The 19,070-nt window shown below is 62.8% G+C and carries 18 protein-coding genes and 1 pseudogene; 10 read left to right on the forward strand and 9 right to left on the reverse strand.

What is annotated here, in order from left to right:
* Positions 1-14: 14 nt before the first annotated feature.
* On the reverse strand, positions 15-1,493 hold the full coding sequence (locus M0D65_RS09100; RefSeq protein ID WP_266252361.1) for an NAD(P)-binding domain-containing protein: 1,479 nt from the start codon (positions 1,491-1,493) through the stop codon (positions 15-17).
* Complete coding sequence (locus M0D65_RS09105) at positions 1,490-2,521, reverse strand: LysR family transcriptional regulator (protein ID WP_266252362.1); 1,032 nt, start codon at positions 2,519-2,521, stop codon at positions 1,490-1,492. Before M0D65_RS09105 ends, M0D65_RS09100 begins: the two co-directional genes overlap by 4 nt.
* Before the next feature lie 349 nt (positions 2,522-2,870).
* Between M0D65_RS09105 and M0D65_RS09110 the strand changes: the two genes are divergently transcribed.
* The 4 genes from M0D65_RS09110 to M0D65_RS09125 are packed head-to-tail and all read left to right on the forward strand — an operon-like array spanning position 2,871 to position 7,571.
* Complete coding sequence (locus M0D65_RS09110) at positions 2,871-4,088, forward strand: ABC transporter substrate-binding protein (protein ID WP_266252363.1); 1,218 nt, start codon at positions 2,871-2,873, stop codon at positions 4,086-4,088.
* A 30-nt stretch (positions 4,089-4,118) separates the two neighbouring features.
* A complete protein-coding gene (locus M0D65_RS09115) occupies positions 4,119-5,930 on the forward strand; it encodes an ABC transporter permease (protein WP_266252364.1) in 1,812 nt (603 codons plus the stop codon).
* Entirely contained in the window at positions 5,927-6,787 is an 861-nt protein-coding gene (locus M0D65_RS09120) for an ABC transporter ATP-binding protein (protein WP_266252365.1), read from the forward strand. The genes M0D65_RS09115 and M0D65_RS09120 overlap by 4 nt, the downstream gene beginning before the upstream one ends.
* A 49-nt stretch (positions 6,788-6,836) precedes the next feature.
* The gene (locus M0D65_RS09125) at positions 6,837-7,571 is read left to right on the forward strand and encodes an ABC transporter ATP-binding protein (protein WP_091006653.1); all 735 of its coding nucleotides are present in this window, start codon (positions 6,837-6,839) and stop codon (positions 7,569-7,571) included.
* 30 nt (positions 7,572-7,601) lie between these two features.
* Here the strand turns inward: M0D65_RS09125 and M0D65_RS09130 are convergent, their stop codons facing one another.
* Genes M0D65_RS09130 through M0D65_RS09140 form a run of 3 tightly spaced genes read right to left on the reverse strand, consistent with a single transcriptional unit; the run spans position 7,602 to position 9,908 of the window.
* Positions 7,602-8,396 carry an amino acid ABC transporter permease gene (locus M0D65_RS09130; RefSeq protein WP_266252366.1) on the reverse strand — a complete coding sequence of 265 codons (795 nt, stop codon included), beginning with the start codon at positions 8,394-8,396 and terminating at the stop codon, positions 7,602-7,604.
* On the reverse strand, positions 8,386-9,135 hold the full coding sequence (locus M0D65_RS09135; protein ID WP_266252367.1) for an amino acid ABC transporter permease: 750 nt from the start codon (positions 9,133-9,135) through the stop codon (positions 8,386-8,388). Before M0D65_RS09135 ends, M0D65_RS09130 begins: the two co-directional genes overlap by 11 nt.
* On the reverse strand, positions 9,132-9,908 hold the full coding sequence (locus M0D65_RS09140) for a transporter substrate-binding domain-containing protein (RefSeq protein WP_266252368.1): 777 nt from the start codon (positions 9,906-9,908) through the stop codon (positions 9,132-9,134). The genes M0D65_RS09135 and M0D65_RS09140 overlap by 4 nt, the downstream gene beginning before the upstream one ends.
* A 441-nt stretch (positions 9,909-10,349) precedes the next feature.
* On the opposite strand from M0D65_RS09140, the gene M0D65_RS09145 reads away from it, so the two are divergent.
* From M0D65_RS09145 to M0D65_RS09160, 4 genes are read left to right on the forward strand one after another with little or no spacing between them, the layout of a single operon-like run.
* Complete coding sequence (locus M0D65_RS09145; RefSeq protein WP_266252369.1) at positions 10,350-11,261, forward strand: amino acid ABC transporter ATP-binding protein; 912 nt, start codon at positions 10,350-10,352, stop codon at positions 11,259-11,261.
* 41 nt (positions 11,262-11,302) lie between these two features.
* Positions 11,303-11,935 (forward strand): cysteine dioxygenase family protein, encoded by a 633-nt coding sequence (locus M0D65_RS09150; protein ID WP_266252370.1) that lies wholly within the window; start codon positions 11,303-11,305, stop codon positions 11,933-11,935.
* A complete protein-coding gene (gene metC, locus M0D65_RS09155; RefSeq protein WP_266252371.1) occupies positions 11,935-13,119 on the forward strand; it encodes a cystathionine beta-lyase in 1,185 nt (394 codons plus the stop codon). The genes M0D65_RS09150 and metC overlap by 1 nt, the downstream gene beginning before the upstream one ends.
* Positions 13,120-13,175: 56 nt before the next feature.
* The gene (locus M0D65_RS09160; protein WP_266252372.1) at positions 13,176-14,960 is read left to right on the forward strand and encodes a rhodanese-like domain-containing protein; all 1,785 of its coding nucleotides are present in this window, start codon (positions 13,176-13,178) and stop codon (positions 14,958-14,960) included.
* 205 nt (positions 14,961-15,165) lie between these two features.
* Here M0D65_RS09160 and M0D65_RS09165 read toward each other — a convergent pair whose 3' ends face one another.
* Both M0D65_RS09165 and M0D65_RS09170 read right to left on the reverse strand, forming a co-directional pair.
* Positions 15,166-15,795 carry a hypothetical protein gene (locus M0D65_RS09165; RefSeq protein WP_266252373.1) on the reverse strand — a complete coding sequence of 210 codons (630 nt, stop codon included), beginning with the start codon at positions 15,793-15,795 and terminating at the stop codon, positions 15,166-15,168.
* Between the two features lie 109 nt (positions 15,796-15,904).
* Entirely contained in the window at positions 15,905-16,480 is a 576-nt protein-coding gene (locus M0D65_RS09170; RefSeq protein ID WP_266252374.1) for a hypothetical protein, read from the reverse strand.
* 146 nt (positions 16,481-16,626) lie between these two features.
* Between M0D65_RS09170 and M0D65_RS09175 the strand changes: the two are divergent.
* Positions 16,627-16,773 (forward strand): annotated as a pseudogene (locus M0D65_RS09175) (shikimate kinase); the annotation flags it as partial.
* Here M0D65_RS09175 and M0D65_RS09180 read toward each other — a convergent pair.
* Positions 16,736-17,344 carry a LysE family translocator gene (locus M0D65_RS09180; RefSeq protein WP_266252375.1) on the reverse strand — a complete coding sequence of 203 codons (609 nt, stop codon included), beginning with the start codon at positions 17,342-17,344 and terminating at the stop codon, positions 16,736-16,738. The pseudogene M0D65_RS09175 and the gene M0D65_RS09180 overlap by 38 nt on opposite strands.
* 134 nt (positions 17,345-17,478) lie before the next feature.
* Here M0D65_RS09180 and M0D65_RS09185 point away from each other — a divergent pair, with 134 nt between their 5' ends.
* Complete coding sequence (locus M0D65_RS09185; protein ID WP_266252376.1) at positions 17,479-18,381, forward strand: transcriptional regulator GcvA; 903 nt, start codon at positions 17,479-17,481, stop codon at positions 18,379-18,381.
* A gap of 1 nt (position 18,382) precedes the next feature.
* On the opposite strand, the gene M0D65_RS09190 is transcribed toward M0D65_RS09185, so the two are convergent.
* Positions 18,383-18,880 carry a VOC family protein gene (locus M0D65_RS09190; RefSeq protein ID WP_266252377.1) on the reverse strand — a complete coding sequence of 166 codons (498 nt, stop codon included), beginning with the start codon at positions 18,878-18,880 and terminating at the stop codon, positions 18,383-18,385.
* Between the last annotated feature and the right edge of the window lie 190 nt (positions 18,881-19,070).

Raw genomic sequence — 19,070 nt, forward strand, 5'->3', positions numbered from 1 at the left:
AGACTGCGTGCGGATCAGACTGCACCAGCGGATTCGTTGCGCGGCGCGGCGGCATCGTGCCACTCGTCGCCCTGCAGTTCCGCGGTGGAGAAGGCGAGCATCGCGTCGTAGTGGCGGTCACGGTCGTCGTCGAACAGCCGGCTCGCGATGCCGCGTGCGAGACGCTGCGCACCGTCGCTGATCGCGGGGATGTCGCCGGACAGCTTGCCGTGACTGAGGCTCGCCGCGTGGTTGAAGCAGTGAATGCGCGCGAGCGCGGGGCATGCGCCCGGCTCGCGCTCCTGGAACACGAACGCGGGGCCGAGGTCGGGCGACTCGGCTAACTCTGCGATATAGGCGTCCGGTGGCAGGTCAAAACGGTCCTTCCAGCGCCGCACGTGTTTTGCAAACGACGCGAATTCGGGCCGCGCGGACAGGTCCGAATGAAAGCCCGTCGCGAAGATCAGGAAGTCGATCGTATGACTACCGCGCGGCGTGACCACGTGTACGCCGTCCGCGTGTTCGGCAAGCGAGACGAGCGGGCTGCCCGAGTGAAAGCGCGCGGTGTCGTGGCGCGATACGCGCAACACGCTATCGCGCGGCGGCGGTGTTTGCGACGTGAGCGCGTAGTGCATGAAGCGCCACTTCGTCGCGTCGTCGAGATCGGCGAAACCGTGCACGAGCCCTGGACTACCGATGCCGGTCAGCTTGTTGATGCGCGGAATGTCCGCGCGGCGAATGAACATGTCGACGCTCGCGGCACCTGCTTCGAGCGCGGTGCCCGCATTGTCGAATGCGGACGCACCCGCGCCGACTACGCCGACGCGCAAGCCGCGCAGCGCCGCGAAATCGATAGCTGCGGACGAATGCGCCCAGCGGTGCTGCGGAATCTGCTGGGCAATCTCCGGCACGAACGGGCCACCGAGTCCATCGCGACCGGTGGCGAGCACCACGTGTCGCGCGATGAGCGTTTCGTAGGTCGCGTGTGGGTCGGCTGCATCGCCACTGCGCAACTCCAGCGCAAGCAAACCGTCGTCGCGCGGACGCAGCGCGACCACCGCGGTCTCGTTGCGCACGGGCAGATCGAGCACCTGCCGGTACCAGCGCAGATACTCCATCCATTGCGGGCGCGGAATCTTGTACAACGCGTCCCATGCAGCGCGACCGAACTGCGCTTCGTACCATGCGCGAAACGTCAACGCGGGCAGACGCAACGCCGGCCCGGTGAGCTGCTTCGGCGAGCGCAGCGTTTCCATTCGCGCATAGGTGACCCACGGCCCTTCCTGGCCGGCCGGCGCGCGGTCGATCACGAGATGGTTGTGCATGCCGAGCCAGCGCAGTTCCGCCGAGGCCGCGAGCCCGGCCATACCACCGCCGATAATCGCGACGTCGAGCACGCGTGTGCCGTCCGCGAACCGCGGCGGCACCCAGGCGGGCGGCGGCAGTTCGAGCCAGGCGAGGTCTTCGCGTAGACGCGCTTCGAGTGCGGCAAGCGGTGTGGCAAGCGCGCTCATGTGGCGGCCCCGCGGGACGTGGGATGTTTGCGACGGTCGCGGCTGCGAGGGTTGTCATGCGTGCTACGCGTACCCGAGGCCATGTGCCGCTCCGGTTGCAGCAGCGCATCGTGTGCGGATGCATCGTGCAGCACCACGCCATCGAGCAGTTCGCGAGTGCTTGTCGCGAGCGCGGCGAGCAACGCGTCGACGGGCGGCCGGCGCAGTTTGCCGGCCGGTGTCACAACGCCGAAGCAGAACGGAATCGTCGCATCGAGTGGCCGTGCGACCACCCCGTCGAGCGCGAGCGCAAGACCGCTCGCCGGATCGACGATCGCGACGCCCACACCCGCACGAGCCGCTGCCACTGCGTTCAGCGATGCGTTGGTTTCGAGGAATATGTTGGCGGTGATTTTCTCGGCGGCGAAAGCGGCATCGATCCGGTGACGCAACCGGTGCCGGTTCGCGACCGTGACGATGCGTCGGTCCGCGAGATCGCGCAACGCCACAGACGGCTGCGCGGCGAGCGGATCGCCGTTGCGCAATACCACGACGCACGGCGCCTCAGCGATCCAGTGGACATCGAGGCCCGCATGCGCCATCGGCAGTGTGACGAGGCCGATGTCGGCGGTACGCATCAGCACTTCGCTGACAACATGCTCGGCAGACTGGCTGCGCAACTGGAATTGCGGCGCCTGCGCGAGCGGCGGCACCGCGGCGATCGCGTGCGGCACGATGGCCGCGGCGAGCGCCGGCGTGGCCGCGATGCGCACCGGGTCCGCGGCATCCGCGCCGATTGCGCGGGCCCGCTCTTCGATCGCCTTCAGTCCGACCAGCGAACGCTCGACCTCGTCGTACAGCAGAAACGCACGATGCGTCGGCGTGACACGCGGCCCGTTGCGGTCGAACAGCGCATAGCCGAGATCGGCCTCCAGTTCCTGGATCTGCCGCGTGACCGCCGGTTGCGAACGCGCGAGCAGACGGCCGGCGCCGGTGATGCTGCCGGCGGACATGACGGCCGAAAACGCCTCGAGGTGATGCAGCTCCATAACCCGTCCTGGTTATTCGATTTTCGAATTGTAGGTTGCCATGAATAGCAGATTCATATAATGATTTTCGATATCGACAGCGGAAATCATGCAAAGTGGATGGGACGGGAAGCGGTTTGGAGCGTATCGGGAAGCTGCGGGATGCTCCGTATGGAAGTGGAGATTGTATGTAAATCAACAGGTTACGGTGACTTCGCGCGGAGCTGGGGACGGATCGGGCGATACCAGGCCAGCACGGTGTCAGGCGACTGCGGCAGCGAGCTATATGGATATATGCAAATGTTCGTTGGCCGGTCCGTTTTCACCGTGATTTGATGGCCTCACTTTTTTGAGCATGGGCGAGGACAGCATGAACAGACGGACAGGCGAACCTACATCCACGCTGCGCGGCGCATGGCGGCGGCTAGTGCGTGCGGCACCTGTCGCGCTCACCGCATGGAGTCTCGCGATCGCTGCGACACCGGCGCCGGCAGCCGCGGCAGGCGTTTCTGGCGATCCTTATCTGGTCGGCGTGAGCGGTCCGCTGACCGGCCAGGACGCGCAATACGGCGAGCAATGGAAGCGCGGCTTCGACCTCGCGCTCGAACAGATCAACGGTAGCGGCGGCATCAAGGGCCGGCCGCTCGCCTACGACTTCGAAGACAGCCGCAGCGACCCGCGCCAGGCCGTGGCGATCGCGCAGAAGTTCGTCGGCGATCCGCGCATCCTTCTGGAACTCGGCGACTTTTCGAGCGCGACATCGATGGCCGCTTCGCCGATCTATCAGCGCGGTCAGCTCGTCCAGTTCGGTTTCACGAACTCGCATCCCGACTTCACGAAGGGCGGCGACTATATGTGGAGCACGGCATTGAGCCAGGCGGAAGAGCAACCGATCCTTGCTCGCTACGCAGCGAAGGAACTCGGCTTCAAGCGCATTGCGGTGCTGTACCTGAACACCGACTGGGGCCGCACGAGCAAGGACATCTTCGCGAAAGCCGCGACCGCGGATGGCGCGCAGGTCGTCGCCGCCGAAGGCTATCAGCCGACCGACAAGGACTTCCGCGCAACGCTCGTGCGCATCGGCGCGTCGAAGCCGGATTCGCTGGTGCTGATCTCGTACTACGCGGACGGCGCGCAGATCGTGCGTCAGGCGCGCGCTTCGGGACTCACGCAACCCATCGCGGCGGTGGGCTCGGTGTATTCGCCGAAGTTCATCGAACTCGGCGGTCAGGCGGTGGACGGCGTCTTCACCGAATCGAACTTTTTCCCAGGCGACACACACCCGGAGGTGCAAGCCTTCGTGCAGCACTATCGCGCGAAGTATCACGCCGAGCCCGACACGTTTGCCGCGCGCTCCTACGACGCGATGATTCTCGCCGCCGAAACGCTGCGCCGCTACGGCACGACGCGCGAGGCGGTGCACGGCGGCTTCGCGCAGATCCACGACGTGCCAAGCGTGATTTTCGGCACCATGCGCTTCGATTCGCAAACGCGTCGCGTGGCCGGTGCACGCTCTGTTTACCTGGTCGTGAAGAACGGTCAGTTCGCGCTGTGGGACGGTGCGAAGCCCCAGCTCGCCGCGCGCTGAACGCGGTCCCGACACAACGGATGAATGGCGATGGCAGCATGGCTTGAATACACGATCAACGGGCTGATTGTCGGCAACATCTATGCGTTGCTCGCGGTCGGACTCGCGCTGATTTTCGGCGTCTCGCATCTGATCAATTTCGCGCATGGCTCGGTGTATATGGTCGGCGGTTTTATCGGCTGGCTGTGTCTCACGCGGCTTGGACTGCCGTTGCCGCTGGCGTTGGCCGCGGTGATCGCGGGTTGTGCGCTGCTCGGCATCGCTATCGAGCGCATCGGTCTGCGCCCGCTGCAAGGGGCCGCGCGCATTGCACCGCTGCTGGCGACGATCGGTATCAGCTTCGTGCTCGACCAGTGTGCGCAACTGATCTTCGGCGCCGACCCGCGCCCGGTGCCGGCGCCGCTACCGGACTGGCATCTGCATATGGGCGGTGCGACGCTTGGCGCGCTCGATCTGTTGATCGCCGGCATCGGTCTCGCCGCGGCTGCCGTACTGTACGTGTTCCTGCGCTTCACGCGGCTTGGTTGGGCCGTACGCGCAACCGCTCAGGACCGCGATGCCGCACAGCAGATGGGCGTCAACGTGAACGGCGTGAATCAGGCAGTGTTTGCGATTGCGTGTGCGCTGGGTGGCGTGAGCGGCTTGCTCGTCGGCATGTACTACAACAGCATTGATCCGTCGATGGGTTTTCAGGCGACGCTAAAGGGCGTCGTCGCGCTTCTGATCGGCGGCCTTGGGAACGTGCCAGGCGCGATTGCGGGCAGCCTGCTGCTGGGGCTTGTCGAGAGTTACGGCGTGGCAATCTTCGGCACCAGTTATCGCGATCTGTTTGCGTTCGTGCTGCTGCTCGTGTTTCTTGCCTGGCGACCGAACGGACTTTTCAGCAACAGCCGCCGCATGCCGTCGGAACCGATGACCGGTACGTTCCTGGCGGCGGCACGTGCGGTGCGTGTGCCGCCGCTGGCAGTCGCGGCGCTCGTTGCTGTTGCGGCCGTGTTGCCGTTCGTCGCGGCGTCGTCCTATCTGTTGCAGACGCTGACCAATGCGTGGCTCTACGCGATGCTTGCGCTGAGTCTCACGCTGGTGGCGGGTACCGTCGGGCAGATTTCGCTGGGACATGCTGCGCTGCTCGTGATCGGCGCGTATGCGTCGGCGTTGCTCTCGACGGACTTCGGCTGGTCGCCGGCCGTGACGATTCCATGCGCCGGGTTGATCACGGCCGCGCTCGGCACGTTGCTCGTCTTTCCGGCGTTCCGGTTGCGCGGACACTACGTATCGATTGCGACGCTCGGCATCGGCGAAGTGGTGAGCCTCGTGATCCTGAACTGGGAGAGCCTGACGCGCGGGCCACTTGGCATCACCGGTATCGGGCCGCTGCCGATCGTGACGAGCGCACGTGCCATCTACTGGTTCACGCTTGCGGTGCTGGTTGTCCTCGGCCTGCTACAGGTGCGGCTGTTGCGCTCGCACCTGGGCCGCACGTTGCGTGCGATCCGCGAGGACGAAGTGGCGGCGCGGGCGCACGGCATCCGGCCGAACCGCTATAAGGCGATGGCGTTTGCGTTTGGCGGTGTCGCGGCGGGGATCAGCGGTGGCATCTCGGCGCATTTGTACAGCTATATCAACCATCAGACGTTCGATTCGCAGGTGTCGATCCTCGCCCTGACGATGGTGATACTCGGTGGCCTTGGCAACGTGCTTGGCGGTGTGGTCGGTGCGCTTGCACTGATCGGCTTGCCCGAGCTGTTCCGCTGGGCGGCCGATTACCGGATGTTGATCTACGGGCTCGTGCTGTTGCTGCTGGTGCGTTTCAGGCCACAGGGCCTGCTTGGAACCGTATGACGACGACTGCGATGACCTCCATGCTTCTCGAAGTGCGTGACATCACGCGTCGTTTTGGCGGGCTCACCGCGGTCGACGCCGTGAGTCTCGCGATTGCGCCCGGCGAACTGGTCAGCGTGATTGGACCGAACGGCGCAGGCAAGTCGACGCTGTTCAATCTGATCACGGGCCTCGATACGCCGGACGCAGGGCACGTGACGTTCGACGGACGCGACATTACCGGCACGCGTCCCGAGCGGCTTGCCGCGCTCGGAGTCGCACGAACGTTTCAGCACGGGCGCGTATTCGGCAACCTGAGCGTGCTCGACAACGTGCTGGTCGGCGCGCATGCGCGACTGCACGCGACGCGGCCCGGCTGGCCCGTGTTCGGCGCAGTGCGCGAAGTGCTGTCCGCACTCGTGGGGTCTCCTGCGTTGCGTCGTGAGGACACAGCGCTGCGGGCCGAGGCGCGCGAGATCATCGCCGGTTTCGGTGAGCGGTTGTTGCCGCGCATCGATCATCCGACGCACAGCCTGTCGTATGCGAACCGCCGACGTGTAGAGATTGCCCGTGCACTGGCATTGCACCCACGCATCCTGTTGCTCGACGAACCGACCGCCGGCATGAACGAAACCGAGACCGCCGAAATGCTGGTGCTGATCCAGCAGCTAAAAGCGCGCGGACTGACGATCCTGCTGATCGAACACAAGCTCGACCTCGTGATGCGCCTGTCGGATCGCGTGATCGTGCTCGACAACGGCACGAAGATCGCCGAGGGATTGCCGCGCGACGTGCGCAATCATCCGCGCGTGATTGAAGCCTATCTTGGTCATCGTAACGTTGGCGGGGCGCAGGCCGTTGCTGCGACGGCGGCGTGAGTGTCGTCGTTTTGTCTCTAGTCACTCGCCGTATATTTGCACGTACATCATGAGCGATCCGCTGCTGAAACTGGAACACATCGAGACGTTCTACGGTCCGGTTCAGGTCCATTTCGACGTGAATGTCGAGGTCGGTCGCGGGCAGATTGTTAGCCTGCTCGGCGGCAATGCGAGCGGCAAATCGACGACGATGAAGATCATCCTTGGGCTGCATCGTCCGCGTAAGGGCGACGTGTGGTTCGAAGGGGAACGCGTGACCGCGCTGCCGACGCCGCAGCTCGTGCGTCGTGGCATCGGCTCGGTGCCCGAGGCGCGGCGGCTGTTCGGCGACATGACGGTGCGTGAGAACGTGTTGATGGGTGCGTACACGCGACGCGACCGTGCGGCTATCGCGGATGACTACGAACGCGTGCTCGATCTGTTTCCTCGCGTGCGAGAGCGGCTCGCGCAGCAGGCGGGCACGTTATCGGGTGGGGAGCAGCAGATGCTCGCCATGGCGCGCGCGCTGATGGGGCGCCCGAAGCTGATCTGCATGGATGAGCCGACCATGGGCCTGTCGCCGCTCTATGTCGAGAAGGTGCTCGAGCTGATTCAGACGATCAACCGCGATGGGGTGACGTTTTTTATGGTCGAACAGAACGCTAGTCTTGCGCTTGAGATCGCGCATTACGGCTATGTGTTGCAGACCGGACGTGTGGTACTCGAAGGAGCCGCCGACGTGCTGCTCGGCGACGAGCGGATTCGCGATGCGTATCTGGGTGGTGAGCCGGCGGCGTTGTCTTGAATGACACGCAAGGTGCAACGCGCCTTGCTCTTACACAACGAACCGCCGCTCCAGCCACCGCGTCGCCCGCGAAACCGGATAACACCACGCAAAAAATATCGCGAGCGTTGCGACATAAGTGAGCACCGTGAAACTCGACCGCGCAACGGTACTGCTCGCAATCTGTGCCGTATCGAGCAGATCATGAATACCGACCAGCGATGAAAGCGCCGTACCCATCGTGATGATCGCGTAGACGTTCATCCACGGTGGCAGCATGCGGCGCACGCATTGCGGTACGACGACGAGCCGCAAAATCTGCGCACGCGACAGCGCAAGCGATTCCGCCGCATCCCATTGCGTCGTCGGAATCGACGCAACCGCACCGCGGAAAACTTCGGCGACGTTCGCGCTTGCCGGCAATGCGAGCGCCAGCGTCACCTTGAGCCAGTCGGGAAACGGCACCGTATGGCCGAACAATGAGAATTCGAACGGAAACACATAGGTCGTGAAGTAGATCAGCACGAGCCACGGTGCGTTGCGAAACGCCTGCACCCATAAGCGCGCAAGCCGGCCCGTCAACCCGCGCGTCAGCGCGAGCGCGCCGACTGCAAAGCCAACCACCGAACCGATCGCGATCGCCCCAAGACTGATCGCGACGTTCATCGCGAAGCCGCGCGCGAGCGCGGGCGCCCATTCGACCAGATGCACCAGCGTCTCATTGCGCCAGCCACCGTGTGCCAGTTCGATTTCCAGCGCGATGCCCAGTGCCGCCAGCACAGCGAACACGATGGGGGCTACCCCATAGCGTCCTGGCGCACCGATGAGAGGCGTTCTAGTTGCCATAGCCAGGCACCCACAAGCGGCGTTCGAGCCAGCGTCCCGCGCGGCTTACGAGCCACGTCAGCGCGCCGAAGAACAACAAGATCACGATCATCAACGCAAGCACGTTGTCGCGCTGTGTCCAGATCATGATCGATTGATACGTGATGTCGCCGACCGCGATAGCGGAAGCGAGTGACGATGCCTTGACGAGTTCCACCATGTTGTTGACGAGTGCGGGCAACGCGGTACGGATGGCGAGCGGAAGCTCGACGCGACGCAGTCTCACCCAGCGGCTCAATCCCAACGATTCGGCGCCTTCTAGCGTCTGCGCAGGTACCGCATCGAAACCGGCACGCAGCGCTTCCGCATGAAACGCGCCCTTGTGCAGCGACAGCACGAAAACGACCCAGAAAAACGGCTTGAACGGATTGTCGAGATGCTGTTGATGCAGCCATTGCGACAGCAACATGTTCAGCACGAGGAACGCGCAGTAAAGCTGCACGATGGTCGGCGTATTGCGTGCGAGTTCGACGAATGCGCGTGTCGTGCCGGCTACCGCGCTATTACGTGCCCGCAGCAGGAGCAACAACGCGAACCCGGCAACGACACTGCCCGCGAGTGTCGACACGACGATCTCAAGGCTCGTCAGCATGCCGGTCAGGAACGGCGTGCGATCGTAGGCGTCGAGCAGGAAGCGATAGTCGAGACCGACTCGTGCGAGCGCATCGAGCGCGGTGCTGATCGCGTTCGTCGAGCTCATTGGACAGTCGGTAACTGCCGGTGCCATTCGGCAAGCGCAGGCGAGGGCGGAGTCAGACCGTTCTTCGCCTCGTCCTCGATCAGCCAGCCGCTGCGATGCCAGTCCTTCACGATCGCATCGAGCTTCGCGACCGTATCCTTTTCACCCTTGCGTACCCAGATCACCGAAGGCGCGGGTTCGAGTTCGGGTTGCAGCGTCCGGTAATCGCGCCATTCGGGATCGCGCTGTTGCAACGGATAAAGCAGCGGTGCGGCGTCGTGCACGGCAGCGACGCAACTACCGCCGCGCAGTGCGAGCAGCGATTGCGATGAGCCCTGGAACGCGCGCGGGACGGCGCCGTAGCGCTCGACGAGCGGCCGGATATAGCTGCTGCCCTGGGAGATGCAAACGGGCTTGCCGCGCAGATCTTCCCAACGTTCGATACCGCTCGTCTTCAAGGTGATGGCAGTGCCACCGACGCGGTAGTAGGGCGTCGGCACGTAGTCGAGCAGTTCGCCGCGCTGCGCGTTGTATTCCATGTTCGCGATCAGGATATCGACCTTGCCTTGCTGCAGGAACTGCACTCGGGTGGATGGCTGCACGGAAACCAGTGTGACCTTCACACCGAGCCGGCGACCGATATCGTTGGCGAGATCGACGTTGACGCCGCGCGGCTGCTGCGTCTGCGGATCGAGCGAACCGAACGGACTACCGCCGATCAGTACGCCAACGGCGATCTCGTGGCGCGAGGCGATCCGGTCGAGCGTCGCATCGGCGTGTGCGACACCGGACATAAAGAGCGCGGCCGACGCGAATATTGCGGCGCGGTACAGAAGACGGAGAACGTTGGTGCAACGGGAGAGCGGATGAGTCATGGCAAATGTTGTATCGATTGATGCGCAGTCTCGCACTTTAGGCAAAGCGCGCAGCACCGCAAACCAAGCGAATCTGCTAAGCAAAGCAGCGCGACGAAGGAGCGTCGCGATCCGCTGCTGCAATGCACGGTCCGACGCGCGGATAGCAGATCGTTGCATAACGTTCCGACGATTCGTTGGTTACGTTGCGACGTGTGGGTTTCTAGAATGGGCTGTTCGCTTGATTCGTCGCGGCTTACGTTCGAGCGGTACTCATTCACGTAGTCAGCCATTCTGGAACACACGTCTGATGAAACTGCTTTTTTCTCCGCGCGACACACGGTCGTTTCGCTTGCTGTGCTTCCTGCTACGGGTGAGCGCATGAGTCGCGCGGCGCTCGATGTATCGAACGTGCTCGGTGTAGATGGGCTCATTGCGCGCGAAGCGCTGGGTACTGCGCGTCATAACGTGCATGAGTTTCAGGCTGCAACCGCGCCCATTCCGGACGTAGCACCTTCGAACGCGCTCCTCTTGCTGCGCAATGTGCATCTCTCGTACGGCGAAACGCCGGTGCTGAACGGCATCGATCTGTCGGTGCGGCGCGGTCACGCGGTGTCGATCATCGGGCCGTCGGGATCGGGTAAATCGACGATCCTGCGTTGTATCAATGGGCTGTTGACGCCGCAGTACGGCGACATCTACGTCGACGGTATCGACGTTCGCGCGCAAACCACCGACGCGCAGAAGATCGCGCTACGCAAGCGGATCGGCTTCGTGTTCCAGCAATACAACCTGTTTCCACACCTGAACGTACTCGACAACCTGACGCTGGCACCGACCAGTGTGCTCGGTCGTAGTCGCGCCGAGGCCGAGCACGATGCCCATGAGTTGCTCGCGAAAGTGCGGCTCGCCGACAAGGCGCGTGCCTATCCCGGCGCGCTGTCCGGCGGCCAGCAGCAGCGTGTCGCGATTGCGCGCGCGCTGGCCATGCGGCCCGACCTGATCCTGTTTGACGAAGTGACCTCGGCGCTCGATCCGGAGACGGTCGGCGAAGTGCTCAACGTGATCGGCGAACTGGCGGACGAAGGGCAGACCTGCGTACTCGTCACGCACGAAATGCGCTTTGCCGAAGACGTCAGCGACGAAGTGTTTTTCACGGAAGGCGGTGTGATCCTCGAACACGGGCCCGCACGCGAGGTGTTCAGCGATCCCGCGAACGAACGCACGCGGCTCTTCCTGCAACGCGCGCGCGGCGAAGACCGGCATAGCGTGCGGCGTCGCGCGGCGGGTTGAAGTTCCGGCCGCTATTCGACTACTCACTCATTTGAATTCCCATGTCCACCACCGATACCTCCACCTCCACCGATATCGCCGAAGCCCGCCGTGACGCAGTGACCGAACTGCTCGCGCAAGCGCGCCGCATTGTCGACGGACTCGGCGTGACGCGAGCCGCGCTCGATGCGATCAGCGACCGTCTGCTCGAACTCGCGACGCGCGCCGATCTGTTTCCCGCCGCCGATTTCCCGCCTCCCGCTGGCGACAGTGGCAATACCTCGACGCGCTATCGTCTGAATCCCGGCGAGGACGGTTTTGCGCTGTATCTGAACTCGCTGCTGCCAGGCAAAACGACGATTCCGCACAACCACGATACGTGGGCCGTGATCGCGGCAATCGACGGCGCCGAGCTGAATCGTCTCTATCGTCGCACCGACGACCGCACCGACCCCGAACGCGCGACGCTCGAACTCGATCGCGAACTGGTCGTGCGTCCCGGTGTGCCGGTGGCATTTCTGCCCGACGACATTCACAGCATCCACGTCGAAGGCACGACACCGACGCTGCATTTCCACCTGTACGGCCGGCCGCTCGAAACATTGACGGGGCGTCTCGGATTCGAACCGGACACGGGCCGTGTGGTGCGTTACAACGCGACGCATATGCAGCGTTCGACGCAGGCGGTCGGCTGATGACAGCACAACCGGACCGCATCGAAACACGGCTGTTGCATGCGGGTTCACCGCCGTTCGAGAACGGTCTCGCACCGGTGAACGTGCCGGTGGTTAGAACCAGTACGGTACGTTTCGAGCGTCACGCAGATCGCGAAGGTGCTGCCCAGCGTCGCCGCGATGGCGAGCCCGTTGCCACGTACGGTCGTCACGGCATGTCGACGCATCGCGCGCTCGAAGCGGCGCTCGCGGAACTGGAACAGGCAAACGAAGTGCTGCTCGCACCGTCCGGTCTCGCAGCGATCTCGCTTGTGTTTCTTGCGCTGCTGTCGCCCGGTGACCACGTGCTGGTGCAGGACAGCGTATACGGGCCGGTACGCGAGAAGATCGAACCGCTGCTGTCGCGTCTGCAGGTGTCGTTCGATTACTTCGATGCATCGCAGGGGCCGCCGCTCGCGCAACTGCGCGACAACACGCGGCTCATCTATGTGGAGTCGCCGGGATCGTATCTCTACCAGGTCGTCGATCTGCCGGCGCTCGCGCGTTTCGCGCACGAACGCGGCGTGCTGCTCGCAGCCGACAACACCTGGAGCGCGGGACTGCTGCATCGACCGCTGACGCTCGGTGCCGATGTGTCGATCCAGGCAACGACGAAATACGCAGGCGGTCATTCCGATCTGATGCAGGGCGCCGTGGCGACACACGACGCTGCGCTTGCGCGGCGACTGCGCGATACGCACGATGCCCTTGGTTTAAGCGTCAGTGCCGACGATGCATACCTCGCGCTGCGCGGCATCCGCACGCTGTCGGTGCGTCTTGCGCAGCATGCGCGCAATGCGCTTGCGGTGGCCGGCTATCTGGCCGCAGAGCCGGCCGTCGCGCGCGTGTTTCATCCAGCATGGTCCGGCGACCCTGGGCACGCGTTATGGCAGCGCGATTTCAGTGGCTCGAACGGCCTTGTGTCGTTTGCGCTGCGCGGCGACCGGGCGCAGGCCGTCGCATTCGTCGACGCGCTGCGGCTGTTCTCGATCGGCGCATCGTGGGGCGGCTACGAAAGCCTCGCGCTGATCGCCCAGGTGTCGCGTTTGCGCGAACAGCACTACTGGCGCGGTGTGGAACCGGTTGTTCGACTGCACATCGGCCTCGAATCGTCCGACGATCTGATCGCCGACCTCGCTCAGGCATTCCGTCGCGCGCTGCGCTAATGCGGCACGACGTCTCTTCTTTCGATCCTGTTTGATCCTCCCTTTCAACGCACGACATGACCACCGAAATCTCTACCGCAACGACTGGCGTTGACTTCAGAACCATTTCCGCGGGGACGGCACGTGCGTGGCTGAACGACACGGCCGAAGTTGCGTTCTTCGATGTGCGCGAAGCCGGACAGTTCGGCGAAGCGCATCCGTTCTTCGCGGTGCCGCTGCCGTATAGCCGGCTTGAGCTCGATGCGCCGCGTCTCGCGCCGCGGCGCACGGTGCGTGTGGTGCTGATTGACGGTGGTGAGCCTGACGCGCTCGCTGAGCGCGCCGCGCGACGACTCGTGGCGCTCGGCTATACGAATGTGTCGGTGGTCGAGGGCGGTACCGCCGGCTGGCAAGCTGCGGGCTATACGCTGTTCAAAGGCATCAACGTGCCTTCGAAAACCTTCGGCGAACTGGTCGAGCATGCGTATGCGACGCCGCATCTGTCGGCGGATGAGCTCGCGCGCTGGCAGCGCGAAGGGCGAGCGTTCGCGTTGCTCGACGGCCGCACGCTCGAAGAGCATACGAAGATGACGATCCCTGGTGCGCTCAGTTGCCCGAACGGCGAACTGCCGCTGCGCATCGATGCCTTCGTGAACGATGTGACAACGCCGATCGTGATTCATTGCGCGGGGCGCACACGCAGCATCATCGGTGCAGAGGTGCTGCGCAGTTTCGGCGTGACGAATCCGGTCATCGCACTCGAAAACGGTACCCAGGGCTGGGCGCTGGCAGGCCATGCGCTGGAGCACGGCAGCGTGCGACACGAGGTCGTGACGAACCCGGTGCACGCATCGGCGGTGGCACGTGAACGCGCCGCTGCGTTGGCGCGGCGCTTTGCGATTCCCGCGCTCGACGTGCGCACGGCGCAGGCATGGCTCGACGATCCGACGCGCACGACCTACGCAATCGATGTACGTACCGCGAAGGAGTTCGCGCATGACGGTCTGCGCGGTACGGTCCATGCACCAGGTGGTCAGCTCCTGCAAGCTACCGATCAGACCATCGGCGTACGCGGCGCACGCGTGCTGCTGATCGAACACGACGGCGTACGCGCCCAGGTGATCGCGACATGGTTGTGGCAACTCGGTATCGATGCCGCGTTGATCGATTCGCGCGATGCCGCCGTGCTGAACTTCGGCGCTGAGGACGGCGCGCACGTTGCGTCGGTGCCGAAACTCGAATCGCTGGACGGTGACGCTTTGCGCCGCCTCGTTGCAGACGATGGAAAACCGCCGCTCTATCTGCTGGATTTACGCAGCAGCGCTGCGTATCGTCGCGAGCACGCGGCGGGCGCGCACTGGACCATTCGGCCGCGGCTGCCGCAAATGCTCGCCTCGATCGGTGCAAATGCACACGATACGCTCCTGTTGTTCGCCGACACACCCGCAGTGGCGGAACTCGCCGCGCTAGACCTGAGAGAAGCGGGGTACACGGTGCTTGCCGTGGCGGCGGATGGCATCGATGCGTGGCGCGATGCGGGGCTGCCGCTCGAAGCGTCGCCGGATCGTCCGGCCGACGACGCGCGGATCGACTATCTGTTCTTCGTGCACGATCGGCACGAGGGCAATCTCGATGCGGCGCGTGCGTATCTCGCGTGGGAAACCGGCCTGATTGCGCAGTGTGCGCCGGATGAACTCGCGGCGTTCCGGATCGACCCGCGCGCGGGCGAGAAGACAAGTGCACCGAACCCATCGAACGTGGCGCGCCCGTCGTGGCCGGGCGGTGGAGCAGGGACACGCGATTCGCGCGTCGGCGATTCCGCTACGCGGCCGGTTTTGCGTGAGCGTTTGCGGATTCCGTGATTCGCGTCGCGGTATACGACACGACCCCACCGTTTTCCCCATTCATTAGATACCGACATCATGACGGGGTCCGCTGCTTTCAATCCTGCATCTGATCCCGGCGCCGCCGCGCGCGACACGCTGCGTTTGCTGGACGCCGCGCCGGACGACCGGGTGTCGGCTCGTGCGGGTGCGGACCACAGCCCGCAAGAGTGCAAGCCCGCTACTAAAGATCCGGATTCTGTTGCGTCGCACACGCCCGCAACGACGCCGCAATAGCAGGCTGTTTGATCTTGTCGAAGGTATCGGCCATCTGCGCCTGCGCAACCGGATCGCCTTCGCGAGCAGCGCGCCAGCGCAACGACTCGATCATATTGAGCGTGCCGTCGCTGGGTGTTTCGCCATCGTAGCCCGACGTGGCCTGCAGTATGTCGGCGAGCTTGTTGTATCCAGCCGGCACATGATGCACGAGCAGCCACGCGACAATCGGCGCCGCGCCTTCCCAGTTTTCATCCTCGAGCGAGTTGTTCACGAGTCGCGCCGCCGCCCGCCAGTAACCGAGCGAGGCTGCTTTCGCGTAGGCCTTATCCGCATCGGGGCCGCGAGTCCCGGGCGCGGCGTTAAACGCGGCAACCGCGGCTGGGGAAGGTGGAGGAATTTGCAGCCTGGTGCAGCTAAATGCTTTCGGCGCATTTTCCGGCAGGTTGGCCCAGTGTTCCTGGTCCTTTAACGCACGATCGAGCGTTGGTTTGACGTCGCTCTCTTTCAACGTCGCAAATACCCAGTCGGTGCGGATGTGCTGGTTCTTCTGCCAGTCGCTTTCGTCGGCACGGGCGTTCTGCGTAGCTACAAACATCGGTACCACAGCGAAGCAGCAGATCAGGCAACTAATCCATGATCTGGTCGCGGGTGTTTTCGTGGACATTTTTCGATCACCGATGTGAGTGGTTAGAGATATGGAAGGACTAAAGACATGGTTCTCCCTCAAACTGCGGAAAAACCTGCCCCTCTTCGTTGTGCGTGGCCACCGCGTATGCGGTGAAACGTTCCTTGCTGTCGAGCATCATCGCAAGAATGGTTTTTTGCTTTGTCACGTTGGAATCGCCGAAAACTTCGATGCCACACTGAATGGCGCGAACGACCTCCGAAGTGGCTTTTCGGGCACCGTCTACTGTGCCGCCATTGACTAATAGTGCCCCGTACGCGGCGGCGAATTGAATCATTGCGGCATGCTGCCGAGGTTCTGGATAGGTCTTGTCGATATATTCGTCGATGTCGTCGCGAACAGAATTTTTGTTTGAATCCGGCCCGATCAACTGAGTCGAATTGCTGTCGGGAGAGGTACTTACTCTGAGATATCCGGACTTGTTCGATGTATGCGCAGGCTGAAAGTTGTTGGCGATCTGTGTTGCGAACTGGTTTTCGTTTTTCTTAGACCAGTGTGAATCATGGCTAGCCGAAACCACGCCGGTAAGGTAAATGGCAGCTCCGATTGATACGATCCCGATGCTGCACGCAACCCGAATGGTCTTTATCTGCACATCGCACCCCGGTGATTTTTATTTTTGTCTATTGATCGACGCAATTCTTCCGAGGAAATGTAGTTCACTGGAAAGTAGAGTGTCAAGTCTGTTTTGGAAGGGTGATTGCGGATAATCGATCTGGCTGAAACGCCAGAAAAGCGACTGTCGGAGCCATTCTTGCAAGCCGGTTGAACTGGCGTTTTGTCGATATGGACCCGTGCTTTTTATCATCGCTGGGAAACATCGCCGATTTCATCGAGCGCAGTTCCAGCTTCACCCAAACGCGACATACCCCGCGACCAGAATCATAGAAACACCAAACACCCACCCCTGAATCTGCAGCGCACGCGCCGATCTGAACCGGCGAAGAATCAACTGACCGCCGTATATCCACGGAAAGTGGCACACAACACACACCAAAAGAAACGCCACTGTAAATTGACCGACCTGCGTCAGAAGCGATTTCGCGGGATCCAGAAATTGCGAAAACATGACAAGAATCATCGAATGAATCTTGGGATTGAGCATGACGGATAGAAAGCCGTCCTTGGTGTGCAAGCGCGAACTGTCCGTATCGTCACCGTCGTCAGATTTAACGGTAGAACGAAAAAATCCCCACGCGAGATACAGCAGATAAGCGGTGCCAGCCCACTTTAGCGCTACCTGTATCTCCGGGTGACCATGCAACGCATTACCCAGCCCCATTCCATAAACCACACACAGCACGACATTTGCGATCTCGAAGCCAACCCAGAACGGCAACGAGCCGGCCACACCGTAGCGGCCACCGGTAGTCGCAAGAACGGTGTTACCAGGGCCCGGACTCACGACCATCGGCACGGTATAACCAAGAAACAGAATCCAGATGCTCCATGCAATCATCGATCGGCCTCGTATCAGTCAGCACCCGGAAAATGCGGCTCCGCCCGGTGAATGCACGATTAGAGGCGCCTTTCGCGTTGATCACAAACGGGTTATCTTCATGCTCTCGATAAGCCAAAGTAATCGACCGATCCATGCGACGCCTGCCGCCACTCGGTGCGCTGCGCGCCTTCGAGGCGGCGGCCAAGCACCTGAGCTTCACCCGTGCCGCTGCCGAACTGTGCGTGACGCAGGCGGCTATCAGTCATCAAATCCGTCAACTGGAGGACTGGTTGGGCGTCCCTCTGTTCGAGCGTCGAGGGCATGCGTTGAAGCTCACGACAAAGGGCGAGGCCTATCTTCCGGAACTGGCCGGCGCGCTCGATCGCATCGCGGCGGCCACGCTGCGTGTCATGGAGCCGGACAGGCGACCGTTACACATCACGGTGCTGCCGTCGTTTGCTTCGCGATGGCTGGTCCCGCGTCTCGAAGGATTTCGCGCGTTACACCCGGATATCGACGTGCGCGTCGATAGCTCGGCGGATGTCTGGGCGTTTGCCAGCGAGCGCTTCGATCTCGGCATTCGTTCGGGACTCGGGAAATGGACGGGCCTGAAGGCCGACCTGATCGCCCACGAAACACTGAGCCCGGTTTGCTCGCCAACGCTTGCCGATGGGCCGCCACCCATTCGCGTTCCCGCCGATCTGCGTCACGCGCGTTTGCTGCACGACACACCGCGACAAGGATGGCGACGCTGGTGTGAAGCAGCAGCGATAGAGGGACTGGATGTGAGTACCGGCCCGTCGTTCAACGATGCGAGTCTCTCGTTGCAAGCGGCAGCGGACGGCCAGGGCGTCGCGCTAGGCCGCCTCGTGCTGGCGGCCGACGATCTGCGCAAAGGCCGGCTCGTACAACCATTCGACATCGCGATCCCCAACGACTATAGCTACTGGCTCGTCTATCAGGCCGCGGCGCTAGATCGCCCTGGCGTCGCGGCTTTCCGGACCTGGTTGCTGTCGGAAGCAAAGCGGCTGAACGAGCCGGCATCGATCGGTTAGCTCATCGCCCAACCGGCTCAACCACCGCGTGATTCAAGGCCGCGTTGATATCGTGTTCCCATTCGGAACGCGGATGCTCATAGACCAGTTCGATCTCGTTGCCGTCCCAATCGTGCAAATGCGCGCTATGCGTCGCGCCGCGCACCACGTGGCGAAACGGAACAACGCCGCGGCTAACAAGGAATTCAATCTGTCGCTTCCACGATTCGCGCGAGGGGTATGTGATCGCGAAGTGATGCAGAACCTGCGGGCGAAGCGGAACGTCGGGCAGTGAGGGCGCCTCGATCAAACCGACGTCGTGATGGCGTAGCTTGCCTTCCGACACACCGCTGTAAAACCGCATGCGACCAGAAGGCTTGCCGTCAGGTGCGGTTTTTTGCCACGAGCCGGTGCAGCAAAAGCCGAGGTAGTTGGTCCAGAAGTCGTGAGCACGATCGAGATCGCGAACGTTCAGGACGAGGTGATTGAGGCCACTGGGGGTTTCAGGCCGAAGCGTCATAAACATCTCCACGTAGGGAGCGCTTTGGCTGCGGCATGGATGCCATCCAACGTCGAGCCAAAGCGCAAGGCGCGAAGGCCGGGACACGATGACCGGGCATTCGCTGTTGCGCGTTGATTGACGTTGAACGCTTACGGTTACCGTCGAACGGTAACAGCTTCGTTTATATCACGGCTGTTCGATTGTCGCC

This window comes from Paraburkholderia sp. CHISQ3 (assembly GCF_030464945.1).
Taxonomy (GTDB): Bacteria; Pseudomonadota; Gammaproteobacteria; order Burkholderiales; family Burkholderiaceae; genus Paraburkholderia; species Paraburkholderia megapolitana.

Coding starts and splice junctions, on each gene's coding strand:
- M0D65_RS09135 (WP_266252367.1), bottom strand. CDS start 9,135: ATGAGCTCGACGAACGCGATCAGCACCGCGCTCGATGCGCTCGCACGA.
- M0D65_RS09115 (WP_266252364.1), top strand. CDS start 4,119: ATGGCAGCATGGCTTGAATACACGATCAACGGGCTGATTGTCGGCAAC.
- M0D65_RS09100 (WP_266252361.1), bottom strand. CDS start 1,493: ATGAGCGCGCTTGCCACACCGCTTGCCGCACTCGAAGCGCGTCTACGC.
- M0D65_RS09110 (WP_266252363.1), top strand. CDS start 2,871: ATGAACAGACGGACAGGCGAACCTACATCCACGCTGCGCGGCGCATGG.
- M0D65_RS09125 (WP_091006653.1), top strand. CDS start 6,837: ATGAGCGATCCGCTGCTGAAACTGGAACACATCGAGACGTTCTACGGT.
- M0D65_RS09150 (WP_266252370.1), top strand. CDS start 11,303: ATGTCCACCACCGATACCTCCACCTCCACCGATATCGCCGAAGCCCGC.
- M0D65_RS09165 (WP_266252373.1), bottom strand. CDS start 15,795: ATGTTTGTAGCTACGCAGAACGCCCGTGCCGACGAAAGCGACTGGCAG.
- M0D65_RS09160 (WP_266252372.1), top strand. CDS start 13,176: ATGACCACCGAAATCTCTACCGCAACGACTGGCGTTGACTTCAGAACC.
- M0D65_RS09145 (WP_266252369.1), top strand. CDS start 10,350: ATGAGTCGCGCGGCGCTCGATGTATCGAACGTGCTCGGTGTAGATGGG.
- M0D65_RS09120 (WP_266252365.1), top strand. CDS start 5,927: ATGACGACGACTGCGATGACCTCCATGCTTCTCGAAGTGCGTGACATC.
- M0D65_RS09185 (WP_266252376.1), top strand. CDS start 17,479: ATGCGACGCCTGCCGCCACTCGGTGCGCTGCGCGCCTTCGAGGCGGCG.
- metC (WP_266252371.1), top strand. CDS start 11,935: ATGACAGCACAACCGGACCGCATCGAAACACGGCTGTTGCATGCGGGT.
- M0D65_RS09180 (WP_266252375.1), bottom strand. CDS start 17,344: ATGATTGCATGGAGCATCTGGATTCTGTTTCTTGGTTATACCGTGCCG.
- M0D65_RS09140 (WP_266252368.1), bottom strand. CDS start 9,908: ATGTCCGGTGTCGCACACGCCGATGCGACGCTCGACCGGATCGCCTCG.
- M0D65_RS09190 (WP_266252377.1), bottom strand. CDS start 18,880: ATGACGCTTCGGCCTGAAACCCCCAGTGGCCTCAATCACCTCGTCCTG.
- M0D65_RS09105 (WP_266252362.1), bottom strand. CDS start 2,521: ATGGAGCTGCATCACCTCGAGGCGTTTTCGGCCGTCATGTCCGCCGGC.
- M0D65_RS09130 (WP_266252366.1), bottom strand. CDS start 8,396: ATGGCAACTAGAACGCCTCTCATCGGTGCGCCAGGACGCTATGGGGTA.